General features: G+C 64.8%; 26 protein-coding genes, 1 tRNA gene and 1 riboswitch. Of the genes, 17 read left to right on the top strand and 10 right to left on the bottom strand.

The genetic code is table 11. The features are described from left to right. Nucleotides 1–3 precede the first annotated feature (3 nt). From PSA7680_RS06340 to PSA7680_RS06325, 4 genes are all read right to left on the bottom strand, one after another. Nucleotides 4–1,068 (bottom strand): ABC transporter ATP-binding protein, encoded by a 1,065-nt coding sequence (locus tag PSA7680_RS06340; RefSeq protein WP_085867830.1) that lies wholly within the window; start codon nucleotides 1,066–1,068, stop codon nucleotides 4–6. 124 nt (nucleotides 1,069–1,192) lie between these two features. Continuing rightward, nucleotides 1,193–2,929 (bottom strand): ABC transporter substrate-binding protein, encoded by a 1,737-nt coding sequence (locus PSA7680_RS06335; protein WP_085867829.1) that lies wholly within the window; start codon nucleotides 2,927–2,929, stop codon nucleotides 1,193–1,195. Nucleotides 2,930–3,100: 171 nt separating this feature from the next. Next, nucleotides 3,101–3,337 (bottom strand): Lrp/AsnC family transcriptional regulator, encoded by a 237-nt coding sequence (locus tag PSA7680_RS06330; protein ID WP_085867828.1) that lies wholly within the window; start codon nucleotides 3,335–3,337, stop codon nucleotides 3,101–3,103. 183 nt (nucleotides 3,338–3,520) lie between these two features. Continuing rightward, nucleotides 3,521–3,596 (bottom strand) — tRNA-Lys (locus PSA7680_RS06325). A gap of 107 nt (nucleotides 3,597–3,703) precedes the next feature. Between PSA7680_RS06325 and dapF the strand changes: the two genes are divergently transcribed. From dapF to PSA7680_RS06310, 3 genes are read left to right on the top strand one after another with little or no spacing between them, the layout of a single operon-like run. Next, complete coding sequence (gene dapF, locus PSA7680_RS06320; RefSeq protein WP_085867946.1) at nucleotides 3,704–4,540, top strand: diaminopimelate epimerase; 837 nt, start codon at nucleotides 3,704–3,706, stop codon at nucleotides 4,538–4,540. 1 nt (nucleotide 4,541) lies between these two features. Then, nucleotides 4,542–5,810 carry a tRNA (N(6)-L-threonylcarbamoyladenosine(37)-C(2))-methylthiotransferase MtaB gene (gene mtaB, locus PSA7680_RS06315; RefSeq protein ID WP_085867827.1) on the top strand — a complete coding sequence of 423 codons (1,269 nt, stop codon included), beginning with the start codon at nucleotides 4,542–4,544 and terminating at the stop codon, nucleotides 5,808–5,810. Between the two features lies 1 nt (nucleotide 5,811). Beyond that, the gene (locus tag PSA7680_RS06310) at nucleotides 5,812–6,444 is read left to right on the top strand and encodes a glutathione S-transferase (protein ID WP_085867826.1); all 633 of its coding nucleotides are present in this window, start codon (nucleotides 5,812–5,814) and stop codon (nucleotides 6,442–6,444) included. A gap of 102 nt (nucleotides 6,445–6,546) precedes the next feature. Here PSA7680_RS06310 and PSA7680_RS06305 read toward each other — a convergent pair whose 3' ends face one another. Next, nucleotides 6,547–6,981 (bottom strand): 6,7-dimethyl-8-ribityllumazine synthase, encoded by a 435-nt coding sequence (locus PSA7680_RS06305; protein WP_085867825.1) that lies wholly within the window; start codon nucleotides 6,979–6,981, stop codon nucleotides 6,547–6,549. A gap of 89 nt (nucleotides 6,982–7,070) precedes the next feature. Continuing rightward, a riboswitch (FMN riboswitch) is annotated at nucleotides 7,071–7,215 on the bottom strand. A 65-nt stretch (nucleotides 7,216–7,280) separates the two neighbouring features. On the opposite strand from PSA7680_RS06305, the gene PSA7680_RS06300 reads away from it, so the two are divergent. The 7 genes from PSA7680_RS06300 (at nucleotide 7,281) to PSA7680_RS06270 (ending at nucleotide 13,434) form a co-directional block, all read left to right on the top strand. Next, nucleotides 7,281–7,901: an FMN-binding negative transcriptional regulator gene (locus tag PSA7680_RS06300; protein ID WP_085867824.1), complete on the top strand. Its 621-nt coding sequence runs from the start codon at nucleotides 7,281–7,283 to the stop codon at nucleotides 7,899–7,901. Nucleotides 7,902–7,959: 58 nt separating this feature from the next. Next, complete coding sequence (locus PSA7680_RS06295; protein WP_085867823.1) at nucleotides 7,960–8,565, top strand: glutathione S-transferase; 606 nt, start codon at nucleotides 7,960–7,962, stop codon at nucleotides 8,563–8,565. A 247-nt stretch (nucleotides 8,566–8,812) separates the two neighbouring features. Further along, complete coding sequence (gene petA / locus PSA7680_RS06290; protein ID WP_085867822.1) at nucleotides 8,813–9,373, top strand: ubiquinol-cytochrome c reductase iron-sulfur subunit; 561 nt, start codon at nucleotides 8,813–8,815, stop codon at nucleotides 9,371–9,373. 11 nt (nucleotides 9,374–9,384) lie between these two features. Next, nucleotides 9,385–10,713, top strand: a complete 1,329-nt coding sequence (gene petB, locus PSA7680_RS06285; protein WP_085867821.1) for a cytochrome b — start codon at nucleotides 9,385–9,387, stop codon at nucleotides 10,711–10,713. Nucleotides 10,714–10,733: 20 nt separating this feature from the next. Further along, on the top strand, nucleotides 10,734–11,528 hold the full coding sequence (locus PSA7680_RS06280) for a cytochrome c1 (RefSeq protein WP_085867820.1): 795 nt from the start codon (nucleotides 10,734–10,736) through the stop codon (nucleotides 11,526–11,528). Between the two features lie 132 nt (nucleotides 11,529–11,660). Beyond that, the gene (aroC, locus tag PSA7680_RS06275; protein WP_085867819.1) at nucleotides 11,661–12,773 is read left to right on the top strand and encodes a chorismate synthase; all 1,113 of its coding nucleotides are present in this window, start codon (nucleotides 11,661–11,663) and stop codon (nucleotides 12,771–12,773) included. Continuing rightward, entirely contained in the window at nucleotides 12,757–13,434 is a 678-nt protein-coding gene (locus tag PSA7680_RS06270) for an HD domain-containing protein (protein ID WP_245824487.1), read from the top strand. Before aroC ends, PSA7680_RS06270 begins: the two co-directional genes overlap by 17 nt. Nucleotides 13,435–13,465: 31 nt before the next feature. On the opposite strand, the gene PSA7680_RS06265 is transcribed toward PSA7680_RS06270, so the two are convergent. Next, nucleotides 13,466–14,215, bottom strand: coding sequence for a class II aldolase and adducin N-terminal domain-containing protein (locus tag PSA7680_RS06265; RefSeq protein WP_085867818.1), 750 nt, complete (start codon nucleotides 14,213–14,215; stop codon nucleotides 13,466–13,468). Between the two features lie 122 nt (nucleotides 14,216–14,337). Between PSA7680_RS06265 and ade the strand changes: the two genes are divergently transcribed. From ade to PSA7680_RS06235, 6 genes are all read left to right on the top strand, one after another. Then, nucleotides 14,338–16,146: an adenine deaminase gene (ade, locus tag PSA7680_RS06260; protein WP_085867817.1), complete on the top strand. Its 1,809-nt coding sequence runs from the start codon at nucleotides 14,338–14,340 to the stop codon at nucleotides 16,144–16,146. Nucleotides 16,147–16,150: 4 nt separating this feature from the next. Continuing rightward, a complete protein-coding gene (locus PSA7680_RS06255) occupies nucleotides 16,151–17,632 on the top strand; it encodes an AMP nucleosidase (RefSeq protein ID WP_085867816.1) in 1,482 nt (493 codons plus the stop codon). Between the two features lie 143 nt (nucleotides 17,633–17,775). Further along, nucleotides 17,776–18,063: an HU family DNA-binding protein gene (locus tag PSA7680_RS06250; protein ID WP_085867815.1), complete on the top strand. Its 288-nt coding sequence runs from the start codon at nucleotides 17,776–17,778 to the stop codon at nucleotides 18,061–18,063. 84 nt (nucleotides 18,064–18,147) lie between these two features. Beyond that, entirely contained in the window at nucleotides 18,148–19,017 is an 870-nt protein-coding gene (locus PSA7680_RS06245; protein ID WP_085867814.1) for a DMT family transporter, read from the top strand. A gap of 69 nt (nucleotides 19,018–19,086) precedes the next feature. After that, the gene (locus tag PSA7680_RS06240; RefSeq protein ID WP_085867813.1) at nucleotides 19,087–19,800 is read left to right on the top strand and encodes a cytochrome c biogenesis CcdA family protein; all 714 of its coding nucleotides are present in this window, start codon (nucleotides 19,087–19,089) and stop codon (nucleotides 19,798–19,800) included. A gap of 10 nt (nucleotides 19,801–19,810) precedes the next feature. Then, complete coding sequence (locus PSA7680_RS06235; protein WP_085867812.1) at nucleotides 19,811–20,221, top strand: thioredoxin family protein; 411 nt, start codon at nucleotides 19,811–19,813, stop codon at nucleotides 20,219–20,221. Nucleotides 20,222–20,296: 75 nt separating this feature from the next. On the opposite strand, the gene PSA7680_RS06230 is transcribed toward PSA7680_RS06235, so the two are convergent. The 3 genes from PSA7680_RS06230 to PSA7680_RS06220 are packed head-to-tail and all read right to left on the bottom strand — an operon-like array spanning nucleotide 20,297 to nucleotide 21,380. Continuing rightward, the gene (locus PSA7680_RS06230; protein ID WP_085867811.1) at nucleotides 20,297–20,611 is read right to left on the bottom strand and encodes a YciI family protein; all 315 of its coding nucleotides are present in this window, start codon (nucleotides 20,609–20,611) and stop codon (nucleotides 20,297–20,299) included. Between the two features lie 18 nt (nucleotides 20,612–20,629). After that, on the bottom strand, nucleotides 20,630–21,064 hold the full coding sequence (locus PSA7680_RS06225; RefSeq protein ID WP_085867810.1) for an SRPBCC family protein: 435 nt from the start codon (nucleotides 21,062–21,064) through the stop codon (nucleotides 20,630–20,632). Nucleotide 21,065: 1 nt separating this feature from the next. Then, the gene (locus tag PSA7680_RS06220; RefSeq protein ID WP_085867809.1) at nucleotides 21,066–21,380 is read right to left on the bottom strand and encodes an ArsR/SmtB family transcription factor; all 315 of its coding nucleotides are present in this window, start codon (nucleotides 21,378–21,380) and stop codon (nucleotides 21,066–21,068) included. Between the two features lie 175 nt (nucleotides 21,381–21,555). Here PSA7680_RS06220 and PSA7680_RS06215 point away from each other — a divergent pair, with 175 nt between their 5' ends. Next, nucleotides 21,556–22,431, top strand: coding sequence for an SDR family oxidoreductase (locus PSA7680_RS06215; RefSeq protein WP_085867808.1), 876 nt, complete (start codon nucleotides 21,556–21,558; stop codon nucleotides 22,429–22,431). On the opposite strand, the gene PSA7680_RS06210 is transcribed toward PSA7680_RS06215, so the two are convergent. Further along, on the bottom strand, nucleotides 22,428–22,619 hold a 192-nt coding region (locus PSA7680_RS06210; RefSeq protein ID WP_217808310.1), incomplete at its 5' end, for a transposase. The genes PSA7680_RS06215 and PSA7680_RS06210 overlap by 4 nt on opposite strands.

Genomic DNA, 22,619 nt, shown 5'->3' with positions numbered 1-22,619 from the left:
TCTTCAGGCCACGAGCGCGCCGTCGGGCGCGAAGTAGAAGCATTTGGACGGGTCCATGAAGAACTCATGGTCTTCCCCCACGCGGTAGGGGTGCACGCCGGGCGCAAGCGAAACCCAGCTTTCGGCACCCAGGGTGAAATGCGCGCTGCTCTCCGAGCCGCTGAGCTCCGTCACCTGCACCGTGCCCGTGAGGGGCACATGGGCGGCGGAGTGCCGGATGGGCGAGACGTAGTGCGGGCGCACGGCGACGGTATATTCCCCATCCGCGAGATCGGCGGCCTTGCCCGTCAGCTCCCATTTCACGTTGGCGTTCAGCCTCGCCTGCGTGCCCTGCTTGGTGATCGGTGCGGCGTTGATCGGCGGATTGGAAAACACCCGCGCGGAAGCCAGGTTCTTCGGGTTGCGGTAGATCTCGGCCGTGGGGCCGAACTGGGTGACGGTGCCGTCATGCATCAGGGCGGTATGGCCACCCAGCAGTAGAGCCTCTTCCGGCTCTGACGTGGCATAGACGACGACGGCCCCGCGCCCGGCGAAAAGCTCCGGCAGCTGATCGCGCAGTTCCTCGCGCAGCTTGTAGTCGAGGTTGGCCAGCGGCTCGTCGAGGAACACCGCCGAGCTCTCCTTGGCGATGGCGCGGGCGAGGGCACAGCGCTGCTGTTGCCCGCCCGAAAGCTCCTGCGGGCGGCGGGCGAGCATCGGCTCGAGCTGCAGGATCTTCGCCGCCTCCTCCACGCGGTCGCGGATCTCGGACTTGGCCATGCCGGCCACCTTCAGCGGGGAGGCGATGTTGTCGTAGACGGTCATGTGCGGGTAGTTCACGAAGAACTGGTGCACGAGGCTGATGTTGCGCTTCTGCGGATTCAGCCGGGTGACATCCTGCCCGTTGATCAGGATCTGCCCGCTCGCGGCCTTGTCCAGACCGGCCATCAGCTTGATGAGCGAGGTCTTCCCGGCCCCGGTTTCCCCGAGGAGCACGTTGAAGTGCCCGGTTTCGAGCCGCAGGGAGACGGGTTTGATGTGCTCAACCCCCCCGACGCTCTTGGTTACGTTCTTCAGTTCAACAGTCATTTCGGCTCGTGTCCGTCCGCGGAAGTGGCGCCTGGGCCTGCGCACTCTGTGAGAATTGGCCGGGGCCATGCAGGGCCCCGGCCGGTGTGCCGGCCCGCACGCTGGTGCGGGCCAGACGGGGAGGTTATTGCGAGGCCCAGCGGGCGACGAGTTCATCGTAGTTGATGGTCTCGCCCTGGGGCTTCTCGTTCTCCAGCTTCGCCTTGGCGCCGCCTTTGCCGATCCATTCGGAGGGGTCTTTTTCCTCGTTCAGGCGCGGGCCGCAGCCGCCGTAGACGTTGGCGCGCTCGTCGGCCTGCTGCATGCGGGCCATGGTGATGTCCATCTCCTCGGCGAGGCGATCCATGGCCTCCTGCGGAGTGAAGGCGCCGGAGTTCACGTCACCGATCTGCTGCCACCAGATCTGGGCCAGCTTCGGATAGTCCGGCACGTTGATGCCCGTGGGGGACCAGCGCACGCGATCAGGCGAACGGTAGAACTCGATGAGGCCACCGAGCTTCGGTGCACGTTCGGTGAAGGACTCGTGGTTGACCGAGGAGTCGCGGATGAAGGTCAGGCCGACGTGGGATTTCTTCACGTCCACCGTCTTGGACACGACGAACTGGGCGTAGAGCCAGGCCGCCTTTGCACGATCCACCGGGGTGGATTTCAGGATCGTCCAGGAACCCACGTCCTGGTAGCCGACCTTCTGGCCTTCTTCCCAGTAGGGGCCGTGCGGGCTGGGCGCCATCCGCCACAGCGGGTTGCCCTCGTCGTCCACGGTGTTGTTGCCTTCGGATTTCGGCTTCACCATGTCGGCGGTGAAGGCGGTGTACCAGAAGATCTGCTGGGCCACGTTGCCTTGCGCCAGAGCGGGGAGCGACTGGTAGAAGTCGTAGGACGCAGCACCCGGCGGGGCGTAGTTGCGCAGCCACTCATCCCACTTGCGGATCGCGTAGACGGCCGCCGGGCCGTTCGCCGCACCGCCACGGGTGACGGAAGCACCGGCCGGATTGCAGGAACCGGCTTCCATGCGGATGCCCCATTCGTCGATCGGCACGCCGTTGGGCTCACCCTTGGAACCGGCGCCGGCCATGGAGAGCCAGGCATCCGTCATCCGCCAGCCGAGATCCGGCGCGCGCTTGCCGTAGTCCATGTGGCCGTAGATCCGGGTTCCGTCGATCTCCTGCACGTCGTTGGAGAAGAACTCGGCGATGTCCTCGTAGGCCGACCAGTTCACCGGAACACCCAGCTCGTAGCCGTATTTTTCCTTGAAGGCGGCCTTCAGATCCTCGCGGTCGAACCAATCCTTGCGGAACCAGTAAAGGTTGGCGAACTGCTGGTCGGGCAGCTGGTAGAGATCGCCGTCCGGGCCGGTGGTGAACTGGGTGCCCATGAAGTCATCCAGGTCGAGGCCGGGGTTCGTCACGTCCGCGCCTTCGCCGGCCATCCAGTCCGTCAGGTTGTAGGCGAGCTGAAGCCGCGAGTGCGTGCCGATCAGATCGGAATCGTTGACGTAGGCATCGTAGAGGTTGCGCTTCGTCTGCATCTGGGTCTGAACCGCCTGCACGACCTCGCCCTCGCCGAGGATCTGGTGGTTCACCTTGATGCCGGTGATGTCTTCGAACGCCTTGGTGAGCACCTCGGATTCGTAGCTGTGGGTCGGAATGCCCTCCGACAGCACGTTGATCTCCATCCCGGCGAACGGCGCGGCGGCGTCGATGAACCACTGCATCTCCGCCATCTGCTCTTCCTTGCTGAGCACCGAGGGCTGAAATTCCTGATCAATCCATTTCTTGGCCGCCTCTGCATCGGCAAAAGCCGCAGACGACCCCGCAGCGACGGCAGAAACCGCGACTGCGGAGAGCAGATACTTGCGCATCCTGTCTCCTCCCTATGTGTTGTGGCGCCGGTGTCTACCCGGCTGCCCCACTTCCGCACAGAGGAGTGACTTGTGTCAAACTAAAATATTAGTAGAAGCTGCGCTTGCCTGATAAACCTTTGGAAATATTCACTTCTTTTCTACTAATAAAATAGTATCAAGCCGTGCTGCTCAAAAGGCCTTGTAGGTTTGCGTCGTGTAGGTCCGCTCGATCCCGTCGATGTCCAGCAGATGATCGTTGATGTATTTGCCCACATCCTTGCCTTCCGGCACGTAGAGCTTCATCAGCAGATCGTATTGGCCCGAGGTGGAATAAAGCTCGGAATGGATCTCTTTCAGCGCGATGGCTTCGGCGACCCGGTAGGTCGTCCCCGGGCGGCACTGGATCTGGATGAAAAGGCAGGTCATGCGGCAATCCCGTCTGCAGGTGATCTTGCCGAAGTGTTCACCCAACTCGGCGCCCGGCACAACCTGAAATCGGCGCGCCAGATGCGGCGCCTACAGGCAACCGGCACGATCCGAGCGAAACACGCCGCGGCGTATCCGGCAGATGCATCATGTTTCGGGAGGTTCAGTTTTCGGGAGGTTCAGTGGTGAGCCGTGCAGGATTCGAACCTGCGACCCACTGATTAAAAGTCAGTTGCTCTACCAACTGAGCTAACGGCCCACTCTGTGAGGGCGGCTTCTAAGCATGTGGCTTCGGAGGGTCAAGCGGATTCGGGCGATTATTTTCGCTATCTGGTAAATTTTTTCCGCGAGCCTTATATCGCGGGCATGCGCGATAGCTCCTCCTCCGAATCCCTGACGTTCATGAAGATGCACGGGCTGGGAAATGACTTCGTGATCCTCGATTCACGGGGCCGCGATGCCGTGGTGACGGAAGCGCTGGCCCGCGGGCTGGGCGATCGCCACCGCGGAGTCGGCTTCGACCAGCTCGCCGAGATCCGCAGCAGCGACTCGGCCGACATCGATCTGGATTTCTGGAACAGCGACGGCAGCCGCGCCGGAGCCTGTGGCAATGCCACCCGCTGCGTGGCGCAATACATGATGGATCAACTCGGGCAGGACAGCCTGACGATCCGCACAACCCGCGGCCTGCTGCACGCCGAACGGGCCGAAGGCGGGCTCGTGGCCGTGAACATGGGGCACCCACAGCTGGGCTGGGCCGAGGTGCCGCTCGCCCGGGATGTGGATACGCTCCACCTGCCGCTCGCGGGCGATCCGGTGGCGGTGGGCATGGGCAACCCCCATTGCGTCTTCTTCGTGGACAGCGCGGAGAGCGTCGATGTCGCCGGCCTGGGCCCACGCTTCGAGAAGGATCCGCTTTTCCCCGAGGCCACAAACGTGGAGTTCGCCGAAGTGCGCAACGAAGGCGAGATTCGGATGCGCGTCTGGGAACGTGGCACCGGCATCACGCTGGCCTGCGGCTCCGGCGCCTGCGCCACTGCCGTCGCCGCCCACCGGAGGGGCCTCACCGGCCGCACCGTCCGCATGGAGGTGGACGGTGGCTGGCTCATGCTGGACTGGCGCGAGGATGGCGTCTGGATGACGGGGCCCACCGCCCACGTGTTCGACGCCACGCTCTCGCGCGCCTTCCTGGAGGCCCTGTGACATGGCCGCCAAACCGCCCGTCTTCGCGACGCTCGGCTGTCGCCTGAACGCCTATGAAACCGAGGCGATGAAAGCCCTCTCGAAAGAGGCGGGGGTGGAAAACGCCGTGGTCGTCAACACCTGCGCCGTCACGGCGGAGGCCGTGCGCAAGGCCCGTCAGGAAATCCGGCGACTGCGTCGGGAAAATCCGACCGCCAAGCTCGTGGTCACCGGCTGCGCCGCCCAGACGGAGCCCGAGACCTTCGCCAGCATGGCCGAGGTCGATCTCGTGGTCGGCAACACCGAGAAGATGCAGGCCGCCACCTGGGAAAGCCTCAAGGGGCCGGATTTCGTCGGTGAGACGGAAAAGGTCCAGGTGGACGACATCATGAGCGTCACCGAAACCGCCGGCCACCTGATCGACGGCTTCGGCACCCGTTCGCGCGCCTACGTGCAGGTGCAGAACGGCTGCGATCACCGCTGCACCTTCTGCATCATCCCCTACGGCCGGGGCAATTCGCGCTCCGTCCCGGCGGGCGTCGTCGTGGATCAGATCAAGCGGCTGGTGCAGAAGGGCTTCAACGAGGTGGTGCTGACGGGAGTCGATCTCACCAGCTGGGGCGCGGATCTGCCCGCGCAACCCAAGCTGGGCGATCTGGTGATGCGCATCCTGAAACTCGTGCCGGATCTGCCGCGCCTGCGCATTTCCTCCATCGATTCGATCGAGGTGGACGAAAACCTCATGCAGGCCATCGCCACCGAGCCGCGCCTGATGCCGCACCTGCACCTCAGCCTGCAACACGGCGACGATCTGATCCTGAAGCGCATGAAGCGCCGCCACCTGCGCGACGATGCCATCCGCTTCACCGAAGAAGCCCGCGCCCTGCGCCCCGACATCACTTTCGGCGCCGACATCATCGCCGGCTTTCCCACCGAAACCGAAGATCACTTCGCCAACTCGCTGAAGCTGGTTGAGGAATGCGATCTGACCTGGCTGCACGTCTTCCCCTACTCCCGGCGCGAAGGCACGCCGGCCGCGCGAATCCCGCAGCAGGTGAACGGCAAGATCATCCGGGATCGCGCCGCGCGGTTGCGCGCCGCCGGCGAAGCGCAGGTGCGCAAACACCTCGAAGCCCAGGTCGGGCGCACCCACCGCATCCTGATGGAAAACGCCCGGATGGGCCGGACGGAGCAGTTCACGGAGGTCACCTTCGAGAGCGACCAGGGCGAAGGCACGATCGTTGAAGCACGGATCACCGGGCTTTCGGGCCACCAGCTGACCGCCGCCTGACATGGCGCGGGTGCCGATCCTCTATTCCTTCCGCCGCTGCCCCTACGCCATGCGCGCCCGTCTCGCGCTGCAAAGCGCGCAAATCCAGGTCGAACTCCGCGAGATCGTCCTGCGGGAAAAGGCGCCGGAGCTCCTCGAAACTTCGCCGAAGGGCACCGTTCCCGTGCTTGTCACGGAGGATGCGGTGATCGAGGAAAGCCTCGACATCATGCTCTGGGCACTGCACCGGAACGATCCCGAGGGCTGGCTCTACCGCGAACAGGAGGCGCTCGCCCTTATCTCCCTGATCGAAGGGCCGTTCAAACAGGCGCTGGACCGCTACAAATATGCCAGCCGGATCCCCGGGGCAGACCCTGAGGCCGAACGGCGAAAAGCGGCTCTCTTCCTGCAGGAACTGGATGAAAAACTGGCCGCCAGCCGTTGGCTTCTGGCCGAGAGGCCCACGCTCGCCGACATGGCAACCCTCACCTTCGTCCGTCAGTTCGCCATGGTCGACCGCCCCTGGTTCGACGCCCAACCCTGGCCTCATCTGCAAGCCTGGCTCGATACCTTCCTCGCCTCGGAGCGCTTCGCCGCCATCATGGGAAAATACCCGAAATGGCAGGCCGGCGATCCGCCGACGTTCTTTCCCTGACCACTTTGTTCCGGAAAATATCCCCGCCGGAGGCATGAAAGTCCGCGCCGGCGGGCACCGCCGGCGCCATGGCGCACCTGCCGCACGGCAGCGCGCAACCCCTCAGGCCGCCAGCGCGGCGCGGGTCTTGCCGATCATCAGAGCCGCGCGGGCGGCTTCGCGGCCCTTCTCCACGAAATGGGCGCGATAGATCGCGTTGTGATGATCGGTGTCCTGGTACTGGTGTGGCGTGAGCGAAACCGACAGCACCGGCACGCCGCTGTCCATCCCGGCGCGCATCAAGCCATCCACCACGGCCTGGGCCACGAAATCATGCCGGTAGATGCCGCCATCCACCACGAAAGCGGCGGCGGCTACGGCGGCGTAGCGGCCTGACCCAGCCAGATCGCGCGCCAGAAGCGGCATCTCGAAGGCGCCAGGCACGTCGAAAACATCCACCTGCGCCGCGGGAATCAGCTCGCAGAACCCTTCGAGAGCGCGATCCACGATGTCGGCATGCCAGTTGGCCTTGATGAAGGCGTAGCGGGGCTGTGTCATGATCTTCTCCTTTTCCTCTCAGACACGGGCCCAAGGCGTGATCCCGCGAAAAGGAAAAGGCGCGCGAAACCGCTCGCGCGTCGCCCCTTTCACGTTCTCTCTCATCCGGACTATGACCGTCGGCCCCGGAATTGCACCGGGTCTGCTGACCCCCGGCATGGGCCGGGGCGCTCGCGGGCTTTGGCCAAGGCCATCACCGCCGGTGGGGAATTTCGCCCCGCCCTGAGAACATCCCCCTCCTACGCCGCCCTTCCACGGCCCGCAAGCCAAGGCTAGACATGGGATGAGAGGAAAACGACATGCACCCCAATCCCGCCTTTCGCACGGCCGACGCCGCCCGCAACCTCGCCTTCGCGCGGGACAGAGGGTTCGGCACCCTGTGCCTGAACGGAAGCGCCGGTCCGCTGATCTCCCACATCCCCTTCGTGCTGTCGGATAGCGGCCACGAGGCGCGCCTGCACCTGCTGCGCTCCAACCCGATCGTGCGCGCGACCACCGCCGCGACCCCAGCCGCCATCGCGGTGACGGGCCCCGACGCCTACGTTTCCCCCGACTGGTATGGCGATCCCGGACAGGTGCCCACCTGGAACTACATCGCCGTGCACCTGCGCGGCGCTCTGGAACCTCGGCCGCAGGAAGAACTGCGCGCCGATCTCGACCTGCTCTCCGCACATTTCGAGCACCGCCTTCTGCCCAAGCCCCCTTGGACAACTGCCAAGATGGAGGCGGGCGCCCTCGACCGGATGATGCGCACCATCCGGCCCTTCCGGTTCCATGTCGAGAGCGTCGAAGGCACCTGGAAAATGAACCAGAACAAGACGCCGGCCCAGAGGCTCGGGGCGGCGGAGGGCGTCGAGACGGGCGGCATCGGCAGCGAAACCGCGCACCTTGCGGCGCTGATGCGTGCCGTGAAAGCCTAGTCAGGCACGCCCGCACCGCCTAGAGTGCGCCGAGCGCCGAACCAAGAAAGGGCCCCATATGCGTCTCTATTACAGCCCAACCTCGCCCTACGTCCGCAAGGTGATGGTCCTTCTGCACGAAACCGAGCAACTTGCATCGGTGGAGTTGGTGACGGCCAGCGGCACACCCCTCGCCCCTGCCGAAGGCCTGCCCGCCGCCAATCCTCTTTCCAAAGTGCCGGCGCTGGAACGCCCGGAGGGTCCGACGCTCTATGACAGCCGGGTCATCACCCAGTTCCTCGACACCCGCGCCCAGGCCGGGCTCTACCCGAGGGCGCGCTACTTCGACGTGCTGACGCTGGAAGCCACCGCCGACGGCATCCTCGATGCCGCGCTCCTGATGGTCTACGAGAGCCGCCTGCGGCCGGAACCGATCCGCTTTCCCGAGTGGGTAGAGGGCCAATGGGCCAAGATCGACCGCGCGCTCGACGCCCTGAACACGCGCTGGATGAGCCATCTGAACGGCCCGCTCGACGCCGGGCAGATCGCCGTGGCCTGCGCTCTCGGCTACCTGGATTTCCGCCACGACGCCCGCGATTGGCGCAGGGGCCGCGATGCCCTCGCGGCGTGGTTCGAGGCCTTCTCTCGGCGCCCGAGCATGGTTCAGACCGCTCCGGCGGCCTGACCGCCCCCGGCGCCCCCGTTTCACCGCTTCCGGCGGCTCCGGGCTTTCCCATCTGCGCGGCGAACCGCTCAGTGTTCGTTGATTCCAAGGCGCCCCCTTGAAACATGCGCCCAGTATACCGCTGCGCCCGATTGTCCGCTGGACGTAGCGCTTTCGGGCGGCTAAACAGCCCGCCAAGCCGGCCCCTTCATTGGGGTTGCTTTGACGTATTTGGCCCGAATCGCGGTCATGGAATGGAGAAACACTCGTGTCCCACGCAGAAGATCACGCAGGCACCCGCCGGGATTTCCTGTACTACGCGACCGCTGGCGCAGGTGCGGTTGTCACCGGTGCCGCCGTCTGGCCGCTGGTCAATCAGATGAACCCGTCGGCGGATGTTCAAGCACTGTCCTCGATCCGGGTCGACGTTTCCGGTGTGGAAGTCGGCACCCAGCTCACGGTCATGTTCCAGGGCAAACCCGTCTTTATCCGCCGCCGCACCGAAGAAGAAATCGCCGAGGCGCGCGCCGTTGAGCTGAGCGACCTGCTCGACACCGACGACCGCAACGCCAACAAGCCCGGCCTCGAAGCCACCGATGAAAACCGCGCGGTGGACGAAGCAGGCGAATGGCTGGTGATGCTGGGTGTGTGCACGCACCTCGGCTGCGTGCCGCTGGGCGATGGCGCCGGTGATTTCCACGGCTGGTTCTGCCCGTGCCACGGCTCGCACTACGACACCGCCGGCCGGATCCGCAAGGGCCCCGCTCCGGAAAACCTTCACATTCCGACCGTCGCCTTTGTCGACGAAACGACGATCCAGCTGGGATAAGGGAGGCAAACATGGCCGGAATTCCGCACGATCACTACGAGCCCAAGACGGGCATCGAAAAATGGCTTCACTCCCGTCTGAACGTGGTGGGCCTGCTCTATGACACCCTGATGATCCCCACCCCCAAGAACCTGAACTGGATGTGGATCTGGGGCATCGTTCTCGTTTTCTGCCTCGTGCTGCAGATCGCCACCGGTGTCGTGCTGGTGATGCACTACACGCCGCACGTGGATCTCGCCTTCGCGTCCATCGAGCACATCATGCGAGACGTGAACGGCGGGCACATGATCCGCTACATGCACATGAACGGCGCCTCGTTGTTCTTCGTGGCGGTCTACGCCCACATCTTCCGTGGCCTCTACTACGGCTCCTACAAGGCGCCGCGTGAAGTCACCTGGATCATCGGCATGCTGATCTACCTGCTGATGATGGGCACCGCCTTCATGGGCTACGTGCTGCCCTGGGGTCAGATGTCCTTCCACGGCACCGCCGTGATCACGGGCCTCTTCGGCGCCATCCCGGGCATCGGCGAAGCCATCCAGACCTGGCTGCTGGGTGCCACGGCCGTCGGCCAGCCCGCGCTGAACCGCTTCTTCTCGCTGCACTACCTGCTGCCCTTCGTCATCGCCGGCCTCGTGATCGTCCACGTCTGGGCCTTCCATTCCACCGGCAACAACAACCCGACGGGTGTGGAAGTGCGCCGCGGCTCCAAGGCCGAGGCCGAGAAGGACACGCTGCCCTTCTGGCCCTACTTCGTGATCAAGGACATCTTCGCGCTGGCCGTGATCCTCGTCGTCTTCTTCGCCATCGTCGGCTTCATGCCGAACTACCTTGGCCACCCGGACAACTACATCGAAGCCAACCCGCTGGCGACGCCCGCACACATCGTGCCCGAATGGTACTTCCTGCCGTTCTACGCGATCCTGCGCGCCTTCACCGCCGACGTCTGGGCCGTCCAGTTCGTGAGCTTCATCACCGGTGGCATCATCGACGCAAAGTTCTTCGGCGTGCTCGCCATGTTCGGCGCCATCGCCGTCATGGCCCTGGCTCCGTGGCTGGACACCTCCAGCGTCCGCTCCGGCCGCTACCGCCCGATGTTCAAGTGGTGGTTCGCCGTGCTCTGCGTGGACTTCATGGTGCTGATGTGGGTCGGTGCGCGCCCGGCCGAGTTCCCCTATGACTGGATCTCGCTGATCGCCTCCGCCTACTGGTTCGCCTACTTCCTGGTGATCCTGCCGCTCCTGGGCGTGCTGGAGAAACCGGACACCCCGCCGGCCACCATCGAAGACGACTTCAAAGCCCACTACGGCAAATCGTCCGACGCGACGCCGGCCGAGTGAGAAAGAGGATCAAGAGTACAATGATCAAGAAATTCGCACTCACGGCGCTCGCCGCGCTGGCCCTGACCTCCGGTGGCGCCTACGCCGCCGGTGGCGGTGAGCAGCACATCGAGGATTTCGCCTTCTCCTTCGAAGGGCCCTTCGGCACCTTCGATCAGAACCAGCTGCAGCGCGGCCTGAAGGTCTACACCGAGGTCTGCTCCGCCTGCCACGGGCTGAAATACCTCACCTTCCGCAACCTGGGCGACGAAGGCGGCCCGCACTACTCCGACGACGAAGTGCGCGCCTACGCCTCCGGCTTCGAAGTGTTCGACCCCGAGCTCGACGACACCCGTCCGGCGACGCCGGCCGATCACTTCCCGCCGTCGAACCTCGAGAACGCGCCTGACCTGACCCTGATGGCCAAGGCCCGCGCCGGCTTCCACGGCCCCTACGGCCTGGGCATCAACCAGATCGTCAAAGGCATGGGCGGCCCGGAATACATCGCCTCGATCCTGACCGGCTACACCGGCAAGGAAAAAGAGCAGGCCGGCACCACCTTCTACGAGAACACCGCCTTCCCGGGTGGCTGGATCGCGATGGCGCCGCCGCTGGATGATGGGCTCGTGGAATTCGACGACGGCCACTCCAACTCGCTGCACCACATGGCCGAGGACGTGTCCGCCTTCCTGATGTGGACCGCCGAGCCGAAGATGATGGCCCGCAAGCAGGCCGGCTTCACCGGCGTGCTCTTCCTCGCCATCTTCGCCTGCCTGATGTATCTCACCAACAAACGCCTCTGGGCGCCGGTGAAGAAGAAGGCCAAAGAGGCCTGAGGCCTTCCGGAACCGAATGCGGGAACGCGCCCTTCGGGGCGCGTTTTCCTTTTTTGGAGCCCCCTGCGGGCACCCACCCTTGAGGCCGCGCCGGCCAGCCGCTAGAGCATGGGGCAAAGGAGCACTGCAGCCATGTCGATGAATACCTTCGGGCATCTTTTCCGCGTCACCACATGGGGCGAAAGCCACGGTCCCGCACTCGGTGCCACCGTGGACGGCTGCCCGCCGGGCATCCAGATCGACGAAGCCCAACTCCAGCACTGGCTCGACAAGCGCAAGCCCGGGCAGAACAAGTTCACCACCCAGCGGCGCGAACCCGATGCGGTGAAGATCCTGTCCGGTGTGTTCGAAGGCCAGACGACGGGCACGCCGGTGCAGCTGATGATCGAGAACACCGATCAGCGCAGCAAGGACTACGGCGACATCGTCGAGAAGTTCCGCCCCGGTCACGCCGACATCACCTACTGGCAGAAATACGGCATCCGCGACTACCGCGGCGGCGGGCGCTCTTCCGCGCGTGAAACAGCGGCGCGCGTGGCCGCCGGCGGGCTGGCTCGCGCAGCGCTGGCCGCGCTCGCGCCAGAGGTGCGGATCACCGGCTACATGACGCAGGTCGGCCCCCACGGAATCGATCGCGCCAATTTCGACTGGGACCAGATCGAACAGAACCCGTTCTGGACGCCTGACTCCGCCGCCGCCGCCCATTGGGCGGATTACCTTGACGGGCTGCGCAAGGAAGGCAACTCGGTGGGCGCAGTGATCGAAGTGGTCGCCCGCGGCGTCCCCGCCGGCCTCGGCGCGCCGATCTACGGCAAACTGGACACCGATCTCGCCGCGGCCATGATGTCCATCAACGCCGTGAAGGCCGTGGAGATCGGCGACGGCATGGCCGCAGCGGCACTGACGGGCGTGGAGAACGCCGATGAGATCTCCATGGGGCCGGACGGACCGGAATACGCCTCCAACCACGCAGGCGGCATTCTGGGCGGCATCAGCACCGGCCAGGACATCGTCGTCCGCTTTGCCGTGAAGCCGACCTCCTCGATCCTCACCACCCGCAAGACGATCACCAAATCCGGTGAGGCCGCCGAGATCATCACCAAGGGCCGCCACGACCCCTGCGTCGGCATCCGCGCCGTCCCGGTGGCCGAGGCGATGATGGCCTGCGTGATCCTCGATCACATCCTTCTGCATCGGGGTCAGATCGGTGGCGCCGTTGGGGAAACCCGTGGCACCATCGGCTGAGCTTACCGCCGCGCTGCGCGCCCTCGCGGCGCGCGAGATGGCGGCGGACAGCGCCCATGATCTCGCCCATCTGGATCGCGTCTGGATCGCCTGCCAGCGGATCGTGGCCGGCGAGGGCCGGGGCGATCCCCGCCTGCTCGTGGCCGGCGCCTACCTTCACGATCTGGTCAACCTTCCCAAGTCCAGCCCGGCCCGAGCCCGCGCCTCCCGCCTCGCGGCCGAGGCCGCCGCCGCCCGTCTGCCCGCCCTCGGCTACGCGCCCGTCGAGATCGGCGCGATCCGGCACATCATCGAATCACACAGCTTTTCCGCCGGAATAGAGCCTGAAACCGCGGAGGCCGAAATCCTGAGGGACGCAGATCGGCTGGACGCGCTCGGCGCCATCGGCATCGCCCGAAACTTCGCCGTCGCCGGGCAGACCGGCCAGGCGCTCTACCACCCGAACGATCCTTTCGCCGCCAACCGATCCCTCGACGACACCCGCTACGCGCTGGACCACTGGCGGCTGAAACTGCTGGGTCTCGCCGACGGCCTGCGCACGCGCACCGCCCGCTGTATCGCCGAGGAACGCATCGCGCTGATGCAGGCCTTCCTTGACGAACTGGCGCTGGAGATCGGCCGCCCTCTCCCCGATGGCTGGCGCGTGGGCCCTCTCCCCTGACCGCCCCCCCGGCACGGAGGCAATTCGCCCGTCAGGTGGCGTAGCGGCTGCCTTCCTCGTCGAGGATCGCCTTCAGCTCGGAAAAATGGCATGTGTCGAGATCCGGATAGGTCTCTATTTCGCGCGCCGTCTTCTCCGCGATCTCGTCTGACAGCACCCGCAGCGGCCGGCCCGTCTGCAGCGCCCGCACATAGGTCTCGGCCGCTCTTTCGAAGTAATAGAGCCTGTTGAACGTCTCCGCCACGGTCTGGCCGATCACCATGACCCCGTGATTGCCCATGACGAGCACCGTCTTCTTCGGATCCTTCAACAGCTCGGCGCAGCGCTTGCCCTCCTCCTCGAACGCCAATCCACCATAGCTATCGTCCACCACGTGGCGGTCGAAGAACATGGCGCAGTTCTGGTCGATCGGCGGCAGGCGGCTATCGGCGAGGCTGGCCAGGACCGTTGCGAAGATCGAGTGCACATGCATGGCGCAGCGCGCGTGCGGGCACAGGCGATGCAAGGCCCCGTGCAGCCCCCAGGCCGTGGGATCGGGTGCGCCGGGCTTGTCCAGCGCGGTGGGGTCGTCGGCATCCAGCAGCAGCAGGCTCGAGGCCGTGATCCGGCTGAAATGGCGCTTGTCGGGGTTCATCAGGAAGCGCGTTCCGCTCTCGTTCACCGCGAGGCTGAAATGATTGGCGACCGCCTCGTGCAGGTTCAGACGGGCCGTCCAGCGGAAGGCGGCCGCCATATCCACCCGTTCGGACCAGTGGTCGATATTGGCGCGCTCTGCAGTCATGTTTTCCTCCCGATGGCCGGACGCCGGCACACCGGATTATCGCCTCGAAGGAAAAACTGTTGCAATGCCCTGCAAAGCTGAATTCCACTTGCACCCGCCGAACCGATCCTGACAATTGGTCCATGGAAACGAAGACATTGAAGAGCTGGCCCGAAAGCGCGGCCAAACTTGTTGCCGTCGCCGCTGGCCGTGAGGCCGCCGACCTCGTGATCCGGGGCGGGAAATGGGTGAACGTCCAGACCCGCGAGATCCTCGACAATCATGACATCGCCATTGCCGAGGGGCGGTTTGCCTATGTCGGCCCTGATGCAAGCCATTGCGTCGGCGAAGGCACCGAGATCATCGAGGCGCAGGGGCGCTACATGATTCCGGGTCTGTGTGACGGGCACATGCACATCGAAAGCGGGATGCTGACGCCGGCCGAGTTCGCCCGCGCCGTCATCCCCCACGGCACCACGACGATGTTCACCGATCCGCATGAGATCGCCAACGTGCTGGGCTTGCGCGGCGTGCGCCTGATGCACGATGAGGCGCTGTTGCAACCGGTGAACATCTTCACCCAGATGCCCTCCTGCGCGCCATCGGCGCCGGGGCTCGAAACCACCGGCTACGAGATCACCCCCGAAGACGTTGCCGAAGCCATGACCTGGCCCGGCATCGTCGGGCTCGGCGAAATGATGAATTTTCCGGGCGTCGTGAACGGCGATGCCAAGATGCTGGCCGAGATCGCCGCCACGCAGCGCGCCGGCAAGACAGTCGGCGGCCACTACGCCAGTCCGGATCTCGGGCCCGCCTTCCACGCCTACGCAGCCGGCGGCCCGGCCGATGATCACGAGGGCACCTGCGAGGCCGATGCCATCGCACGCGTGCGGCAGGGGATGCGGGCGATGATGCGGCTCGGCTCCGCCTGGTATGACGTGGAGAGCCAGATCACGGCGATCACCGAGAAGGGGCTGGATCCGCGCAATTTCATCCTGTGCACCGATGATTGCCACTCCGGCACCCTCGTGAACGACGGGCACATGAATCGCGTGGTGCGCCACGCCATCGCCTGCGGGTGCGATCCGCTCATCGCCCTTCAGATGGCCACCGTGAATACCGCGACCCATTTCGGCCTCGAACGCGAAATAGGCTCTATTTCACCCGGAAGACGCGCGGATGTGATCCTGACGAGCGATCTCGAAACGCTTCCCATAGAGCATGTGATCGCCCGCGGCGTCACCGTGGCAAGGGAAGGCGAGATCACGGTGGACTGCCCCCATCTGGATTGGCCCGAGGATGCCCGCGCCACCGTCCGCCTCGGCAAGACGCTTGCGCCCGCCGATTTCGAGATCAAGGCGCCCGAAGGGGCCAACCGGGTGAAGGCCAAGGTGATCGGCATGGTCGAGAACCAGGCTCCCACCAAGGCGCTCACCGCCTCGCTGGCCGTCACCGACGGGCTGGTGGAAGGCGATCCGGAACAGGATGTCTGCCAGATCGCCCTTGTGGAACGCCATCGCGGCACCGGCGGCGTGACCAACGCCTTCGTGTCCGGATTCGGCTACGAGGGCCCGATGGCCATGGCCTCGACCGTGGCGCATGACAGCCACCACATGATCGTCGTCGGCACCAGCCGCGAAGACATGGCCCGCGCCGCCAACCGCCTGGGCGAGGTTGGTGGCGGCATCACCATCTTCAAGGACGGCGAAGAGATCGCGCTTGTCGAACTGCCCGTCGCCGGCCTGATGAGCGACAGGCCCGCCACGGAAGTGGCCGCCAAGGCCCAGAAGATGGTGGAGGCGATGGCCGCCTGCGGCTGCCGCCTCAACAACGCCTACATGCAACACTCCCTGCTGGCGCTCGTCGTCATCCCAGAGCTTCGCATTTCCGACCTGGGCCTCGTGGACGTGCGCACATTCGAGCTGACACCGCTGTTTGAACAAGAAGGATAAGAAAATGGCAGCCAATGCATTGAACCTCCCCCTGCACACCCCCGCCGTGCCGCAGCCGGAGAGTTTTACAGACCCTAAAAAGGCGGTTGAGCGCCTGAACGAATTGTATCGCTCCGCCACGAACTACCTGACGGAACGCTTCGCGGACGCCATCTCGGGCAAGACGCCGAAGGCCCGATTCCGCGCGTTCTATCCGGAGATCCGCATCACCACGACGAGCTACGCCCATGTCGACAGCCGGCTGAGCTTCGGCCATGTGGCGGCACCCGGCACCTATGCCGCCACCGTCACCCGCCCGGATCTCTTCGCCAACTACCTCGAACAGCAGATCCAGCTGTTGATCGAGAACCACGGCGTGCCCGTGGTCATCGATGTCTCCGACACGCCGATGCCGGTGCATTTCGCCGTGGGCGGCTCGGAACTGACGATCCCCCAGGAAGGCTCGATGACGTTCCCGCTGCGGGATTACTTCGATGTTCCGGATCTCGCCACCACGAACGATGACATCGTGAACGGGACGTATGACCCGGGCAGCACGGGCATCCATCCGCTGGCACCGTTCACCGCGCAACGGGTGGATTACTCGCTGGCCCGCCTCGCGCACTACACGGCGACGGATCCGGAGCACTTCCAGAATCACGTGCTGTTCACGAACTACCAGTTCTACGTGTCGGAGTTCGAAGCCTACGCCCGCGCCAAGCTGGCCGATCCAGAGAGCGGCTACACGAGCTTCGTCTCCACCGGAAACGTCGAGATCACCGATCCGGAAGCGCCTCTGCCCGCGTCCCCCAAGACGCCGCAGATGCCGACCTACCACCTGAAACGCGCCGACGGCAGCGGCATCACCCTTGTCAACATCGGCGTCGGCCCGTCGAACGCGAAGACGGCGACGGACCACATCGCCGTCCTGCGCCCCCATGCCTGGCTGATGGTCGGCCATTGCGCCGGGCTGCGGAACACCCAGAGCCTCGGGGATTTCGTGCTCGCCCACGCCTATCTCCGCGAAGATCACGTTTTGGACGACGACCTGCCGGTGTGGGTCCCGATTCCGGCGCTGGCGGAAATTCAGATCGCGCTGGAGAAAGCCGTGGAAGAGGTGACCCGGCTTCAGGGCTTCGAGCTCAAGCGGATCATGCGGACAGGCACGGTGGCGACAATTGACAACCGAAACTGGGAACTCCGGGATCAGTCCGGGCCCGTCCAGCGGCTGAGCCAGTCCCGTGCCATCGCCCTCGATATGGAAAGCGCCACGATCGCCGCGAACGGCTTTCGTTTCCGTGTGCCATACGGCACGCTGCTTTGCGTCTCCGACAAGCCGCTGCACGGCGAATTGAAGTTGCCCGGAATGGCTTCGGACTTCTATAAAACACAGGTCGCAAGGCACCTCGAGATCGGGATTCGCGCGATGGAAACCATCCGTGAAATGCCGCTCGAACGGATCCATTCCCGTAAATTGCGCTCGTTCGAGGAGACGGCCTTCCTCTGACGCTGGGGAAAGCGGCAAAAAAGACGCAAAAATTATCGTTTTCTTGGGGAAAACTGCCACAAATTGTTGTGTCGGTACCCCAGATTGCGTTTAATGCCGCCAATAACGCCCCAAGTATCGGGCAGAACGAGGAGACCATAATAATGGCGAAACCGCTGACCAAAACCCAACTCGTGGCCGCTCTGGCCGAAGAAATGGGTGCCGACAAGAAATCCGCTTCCGCTTGCCTCGACGCAATCGTGAACGTCATCACCCGTGAAGTGTCCGCAGGCGGCGCTGTCACCCTGCCCGGCGTTGGCAAGATTTATTGCCGCGAGCGCCCCGAGCGCATGGTCCGCAACCCTGCCACCGGCGAGCAGATCAAGAAGGAAGCCGACAAGGTCGTCAAGATGACGATCGCCAAAGCGCTGAAGGACAGCGTGAACGGCTGATCGGCACGCGGCGGGCCTTGCGCCCGCCCGGCAAGCCATTAGGGTCGCCCCTCGGGCGGCCTTTTTCATTTGAGGGTTTCGAGTTTGGATCTGCGCGCGATAGGAATGGGGCTCGCCTTTGCCCTGATGTGGTCTTCCGCCTTCACGTCGGCCCGCATCATCGTGCAGGATGCCCCGCCGCTGGCCTCGCTCTCGCTGCGCTTCTTCCTCTCCGGACTCATCGGGGTCGCCCTGGCCCGTGCGATGGGCCAGACGTGGCGGCTGACCCGCGCGCAGTGGCGCGCCACCCTGATCTTCGGCCTGTGCCAGAACGCGCTCTACCTTGGCCTCAACTTTGTGGCGATGCAGTGGATCGAAGCCTCGCTTGCGTCCATCATCGCCTCAACGATGCCGCTCATGGTGGCCGGCGCCGGTTGGCTGGTTTTCAAGGACAGGCTGCCTCCGCTCGGGCTTCTGGGGCTCGGGCTCGGCATTCTCGGCGTCTGCCTCATCATGGGGTCGCGCATCAGCGCCGGCGTCGACCTGACGGGCCTTCTGCTCTGCGTGCTGGGCGCCGTCGCGCTCACCGTGGCCACGCTTTCGGTGCGCGGCGCCTCATCCGGTGGCAACGTGATGATGATCGTCGGCCTTCAGATGTTCGTCGGCGCCCTCATCCTGGCCGTCGTTTCGGCCGTTACAGAGACGCATTCCTTCACGCCTACGCTAGGTCTGGGGCTTGCCTTCGCCTACACGACGCTCGTGCCCGGGCTGCTGGCCACCTTCGTGTGGTTTTCCCTGGTCAACCGCATCGGGGCCGTGCGTGCCGCCACCTTCCACTTCCTCAACCCGGTGTTCGGCGTGGCCATCGCCGCCGCGCTGCTGGGTGAACGGCTCGGCTGGCTGGACGTGATCGGCGTGGGCATCGTCACGGTTGGGATCCTCGCGGTTCAACTCTCGCGCCAGCCACCTCGCTGACGCGCTTGTGATCCCGCGCAAGCCCCCTGAGGCGTGACAGGCGCCCCCGCGATCACAGATAACAGCGACATGGAACTGCTCTTCGCATATGGCGCGGGATTGCTGACGCTCATCAACCCATGCGTGCTGCCAGTGCTGCCGATCGTGCTCGCAACCGCTCTGCAGGCCGATCCGCGCGGCCCGGCCGCGTTGGCAGCAGGCATGAGCCTGTCCTTCGTCGTCCTCGGCGTGCTCGTGGCCTCGGCCGGCTACGCGCTCGGCATCACGGAGGAAGCCATCGCCCAGGCCGGAGCTGTTCTGATGATCGGCTTCGGCCTGATCCTTCTGGTGCCCCGCCTGTCGCAGGGCTTCGCCACCGCGACCGCCGGAATATCGGCGCGGGCCGACAGCGGCATGGACCAGCTGGATCACGGAAGCCTCAAGGGTCAGTTCATCGGCGGGATGCTTCTCGGAGCGGTCTGGAGCCCCTGCGTCGGGCCGACGCTCGGCGGGGCGATCTCGCTTGCGGCGCAGGGACAGAGCCTGTTCTGGGCAGGCAGCATCATGCTCTTCTTCGCTTTCGGTGTTTCCACCATCATTCTTCTACTGGGCTACGGCGCCCGCTCCGCGCTGCAGAAGCGCCAAGCCCTGCTGCGGCGCATCGCCGAGCGCTCGCGCCCCGTTCTGGGCGCGGTATTCATCTTCGTCGGCGTCGCCATCCTGCTGCGCTGGCATCACATGGCCGAAGCCTGGGCCGTTCAGACCCTGCCAGCCTGGCTCAACGATCTCTCGGTTTCACTTTAGGAGTTCCCACATGAACAGACGCGCATTTTTCGCCATATCCGCCGCATTCGCCGTGCTGCCCGCGCTGGCCTCGGCCGGACCGGTCGACTACACGCCGGGCCTCGTCGAACAGGAACTGGCCGCCGGCAAGACGGTGTTTCTCGACTTCAAGGCCAGCTGGTGCAGCACCTGCGCCGCGCAGGAACGGGTGATCGCCAAACTCATGGCAGAAAACCCGGCCTACGAGCAGAACATCAGCTTCATCAACGTGGACTGGGACGAGTTCCGCTCCGCCAAGATCACCAAGGATCTGAAGATCCCGCGCCGCTCCACTCTGGTGGTGCTGAAGGGGAACCAGGAACTCGGGCGCATCGTGGCCGGAGTCTCGAAATCCGACATCAAGGCGCTGATGGACACCGCGCTCAACGCCGCGACCTCCTGACGAAGAACCCCGCCCGGCAGGCATCCGAGCGGGGCTTTCTTTGCCTGTTTCGAGCCTGAATTGGCCCGATCAGGCCTACATCTGCAGGATCTCCGCAACCTCCACCGAGCCGGTGCCGTCCAGAACCATCGGGCACCCCTTGGCCATCTCGACGGCAGCGTCCTGATCCGCCGCTTCGACGATCGTGAGCCCTGATACCGGGTTCGGCCCGCCATTGTCGGCGACACCTTCGGCGGAAACCGTCTTGGACAGGCCCGCCGGCCCGCCACCGTCCACCAACGCATCACCCATGCTTCCGTACCAGGCGTTCCACGCGGCCATGACCTTCTCGACTTCGGCGGGATCTTCGGGGGCTTTGCCGCCGTGATAGACGAACATGAACTTGGGCATTGAAATCTCCTTTCGCGTTCAAGCGTTTGCGAGTCTTTCCAGTTTGCGCAGGGAAGACGTCCACCCCTGCTCGTGGTTCACCGCGGTATCCCCGTCCGGCAGGTCGGCATGGGTCAGGGTGAACGTGGTGCCGCCCGACTGGCTTGGAACCAGCTTGATCGTGACGTGGCTTTCAACGCCCCTCTTGTCGTTCTCGTCATGCCAAGCCCAGGTGAACCCCACCGAGTAGGGTGCCTCCACATGGGTGACATGGCCCGAAACCTTGTAGCGCTGGCCTTCCGCATTCTCCATGACGGAGACACACGGCCCGCGCGCCGTGAAGCTGAGCTGATGCTCAGGCACGGTCATGCCCTCCGGCCCCCACCACTTGAGCAGGTGTTCCGTTTGGGTGACGAAGGCAAAAACTGTCTCTATGTTGGCGGAAAACTCGCGCGTCAGGGTCAGCTTGCGCATGTCATTCGATCTCCTTGAGCGCGGCATCCAAGCGCGTGAGGCTGGCTTTCCAGAAGGCCTCGTGATCCATCGTCCAGGCATTGATGGCCCGGATCGTATCCGGCACCACGCTGTAGATCCGGTTCTGCCCCCGCACCTGCTGCCGCACGATGCCGGCTTCGCGAAGCACCTTCAGATGCCGCGAAATGGCCGGCGCAGACACCTGCGCCACCTTGTTCAGCGCGCCCGCCGGCTGCGGCCCGTCCCGCAGAAGCGTGGTGACGATGGCGAATCGTGTTTCGTCCCCCAGGGCCGAGAAAGCTTGTGTCAGCTGCATGATCTTGATTCTTATTTTTGTTAATTAACAATCATCTTAATCAATCGCTGTCAACACCGCCACCGACCCCTCCCAATCCGCACATGCAGGCCAAGCACCGAAACCTTGCTCTTTTTCTTTTTCCAAGAGGCAGTTGGCCGTCGACGCCGCCCCGCAACGCACCTAAGTTTTCCCCATGATGCGTTCTCTTTTCTCCTTCGGGCACGGCTATTCGGCCCAGGCCCTCGAACAGATCCTGCGCCCGCGTGGCTGGCAGGTGACCGGCACGACCCGTTCGCCCGACAGGGCAAGGCAACTGGCTGCGGGCGGAACGCGGGTCATCCTCTGGCCGGGATCGCAGGAGCAGGAGGTCGAGCCGGCCATCTCCGAGGCCAGCCACCTGCTGATCTCTGCCGCGCCCGATGAGGCCGGGGATCCCGTGCTCGCCCGGTGGCAGGACGCCATCGCCCGGAATGCCGGGCAACTGGAATGGGTGGGCTATCTTTCGACGACAGGCGTCTACGGCGACCACGGCGGTGACTGGGTGGATGAAAGCACACCGCTAACCCCCTCGACGAAGCGCGGCCAACTGCGCGTGATGGCCGAGCGCCAATGGCAGGATCTCGCGGCGGATGCAGGGCTGCCGCTGCACATCTTCCGCCTCGCCGGGATCTACGGCCCCGGCCGCGGCCCCTTCGCCAAGGTCCGTGCCGGCACCGCGCGCCGCATCGTGAAGCCCGGCCAGGTGTTTTCACGCATCCACGTGGACGACATCGCGCAGGTGCTGGCGGCCTCCATCGCCCGGCCCAACCCCGGCGCGATCTACAACCTCTGCGACGACGATCCGGCGCCGCCCGAAGACGTGATCGAGGAGGCCGCGCGCCTGCTCGGCGTGCCGGTGCCGCCCGCGGAGGATTTCGCCACCGCGGAGATGACGCCGATGGCGCGCAGTTTCTACGCCGAAAGCAAGCGCGTCCGGAACGATCGCATCAAGGGCGAACTGGGCGTCCGCCTGAAATACCCCACCTACAAGGAGGGGCTTCAGGCTCTGTTGCAGGCCGAAACGCCCTAGGTCGTGGACTCATAATGTCTGATCCAGAGCCTTGAGCAAGCGAGGTGAAGTGCGGCGAGGAAGTTTGCTGCGGTTTTGAAGTATCGCGTTGCGATGCCGCGGAAGTGTTTGAGACGATTGAAGAACCGTTCGACCTTGTTGCGTTCGCGGTAGAGGTCTCGGTCGACGGTCCTGACCACGCGGACGTT

Source organism: Pseudoruegeria aquimaris, from assembly GCF_900172235.1.
Taxonomy (GTDB): Bacteria; Pseudomonadota; Alphaproteobacteria; order Rhodobacterales; family Rhodobacteraceae; genus Pseudoruegeria; species Pseudoruegeria aquimaris.
Note: the sequence above shows the minus strand (reverse complement) of the source record. Positions and strands in the feature narration are given on the sequence as shown.

Coding starts and splice junctions, on each gene's coding strand:
- petB (WP_085867821.1), top strand. CDS start 9,385: ATGGCCGGAATTCCGCACGATCACTACGAGCCCAAGACGGGCATCGAA.
- PSA7680_RS06220 (WP_085867809.1), bottom strand. CDS start 21,380: ATGCAGCTGACACAAGCTTTCTCGGCCCTGGGGGACGAAACACGATTC.
- PSA7680_RS06215 (WP_085867808.1), top strand. CDS start 21,556: ATGATGCGTTCTCTTTTCTCCTTCGGGCACGGCTATTCGGCCCAGGCC.
- PSA7680_RS06305 (WP_085867825.1), bottom strand. CDS start 6,981: ATGACACAGCCCCGCTACGCCTTCATCAAGGCCAACTGGCATGCCGAC.
- PSA7680_RS06280 (WP_085867820.1), top strand. CDS start 10,734: ATGATCAAGAAATTCGCACTCACGGCGCTCGCCGCGCTGGCCCTGACC.
- PSA7680_RS06330 (WP_085867828.1), bottom strand. CDS start 3,337: ATGACCTGCCTTTTCATCCAGATCCAGTGCCGCCCGGGGACGACCTAC.
- PSA7680_RS06335 (WP_085867829.1), bottom strand. CDS start 2,929: ATGCGCAAGTATCTGCTCTCCGCAGTCGCGGTTTCTGCCGTCGCTGCG.
- PSA7680_RS06230 (WP_085867811.1), bottom strand. CDS start 20,611: ATGCCCAAGTTCATGTTCGTCTATCACGGCGGCAAAGCCCCCGAAGAT.
- PSA7680_RS06340 (WP_085867830.1), bottom strand. CDS start 1,068: ATGACTGTTGAACTGAAGAACGTAACCAAGAGCGTCGGGGGGGTTGAG.
- mtaB (WP_085867827.1), top strand. CDS start 4,542: ATGGCCGCCAAACCGCCCGTCTTCGCGACGCTCGGCTGTCGCCTGAAC.
- PSA7680_RS06250 (WP_085867815.1), top strand. CDS start 17,776: ATGGCGAAACCGCTGACCAAAACCCAACTCGTGGCCGCTCTGGCCGAA.
- PSA7680_RS06225 (WP_085867810.1), bottom strand. CDS start 21,064: ATGCGCAAGCTGACCCTGACGCGCGAGTTTTCCGCCAACATAGAGACA.
- aroC (WP_085867819.1), top strand. CDS start 11,661: ATGTCGATGAATACCTTCGGGCATCTTTTCCGCGTCACCACATGGGGC.
- PSA7680_RS06300 (WP_085867824.1), top strand. CDS start 7,281: ATGCACCCCAATCCCGCCTTTCGCACGGCCGACGCCGCCCGCAACCTC.
- PSA7680_RS06265 (WP_085867818.1), bottom strand. CDS start 14,215: ATGACTGCAGAGCGCGCCAATATCGACCACTGGTCCGAACGGGTGGAT.
- PSA7680_RS06310 (WP_085867826.1), top strand. CDS start 5,812: ATGGCGCGGGTGCCGATCCTCTATTCCTTCCGCCGCTGCCCCTACGCC.
- dapF (WP_085867946.1), top strand. CDS start 3,704: ATGCGCGATAGCTCCTCCTCCGAATCCCTGACGTTCATGAAGATGCAC.
- ade (WP_085867817.1), top strand. CDS start 14,338: ATGGAAACGAAGACATTGAAGAGCTGGCCCGAAAGCGCGGCCAAACTT.
- PSA7680_RS06235 (WP_085867812.1), top strand. CDS start 19,811: ATGAACAGACGCGCATTTTTCGCCATATCCGCCGCATTCGCCGTGCTG.
- PSA7680_RS06295 (WP_085867823.1), top strand. CDS start 7,960: ATGCGTCTCTATTACAGCCCAACCTCGCCCTACGTCCGCAAGGTGATG.
- PSA7680_RS06255 (WP_085867816.1), top strand. CDS start 16,151: ATGGCAGCCAATGCATTGAACCTCCCCCTGCACACCCCCGCCGTGCCG.
- PSA7680_RS06240 (WP_085867813.1), top strand. CDS start 19,087: ATGGAACTGCTCTTCGCATATGGCGCGGGATTGCTGACGCTCATCAAC.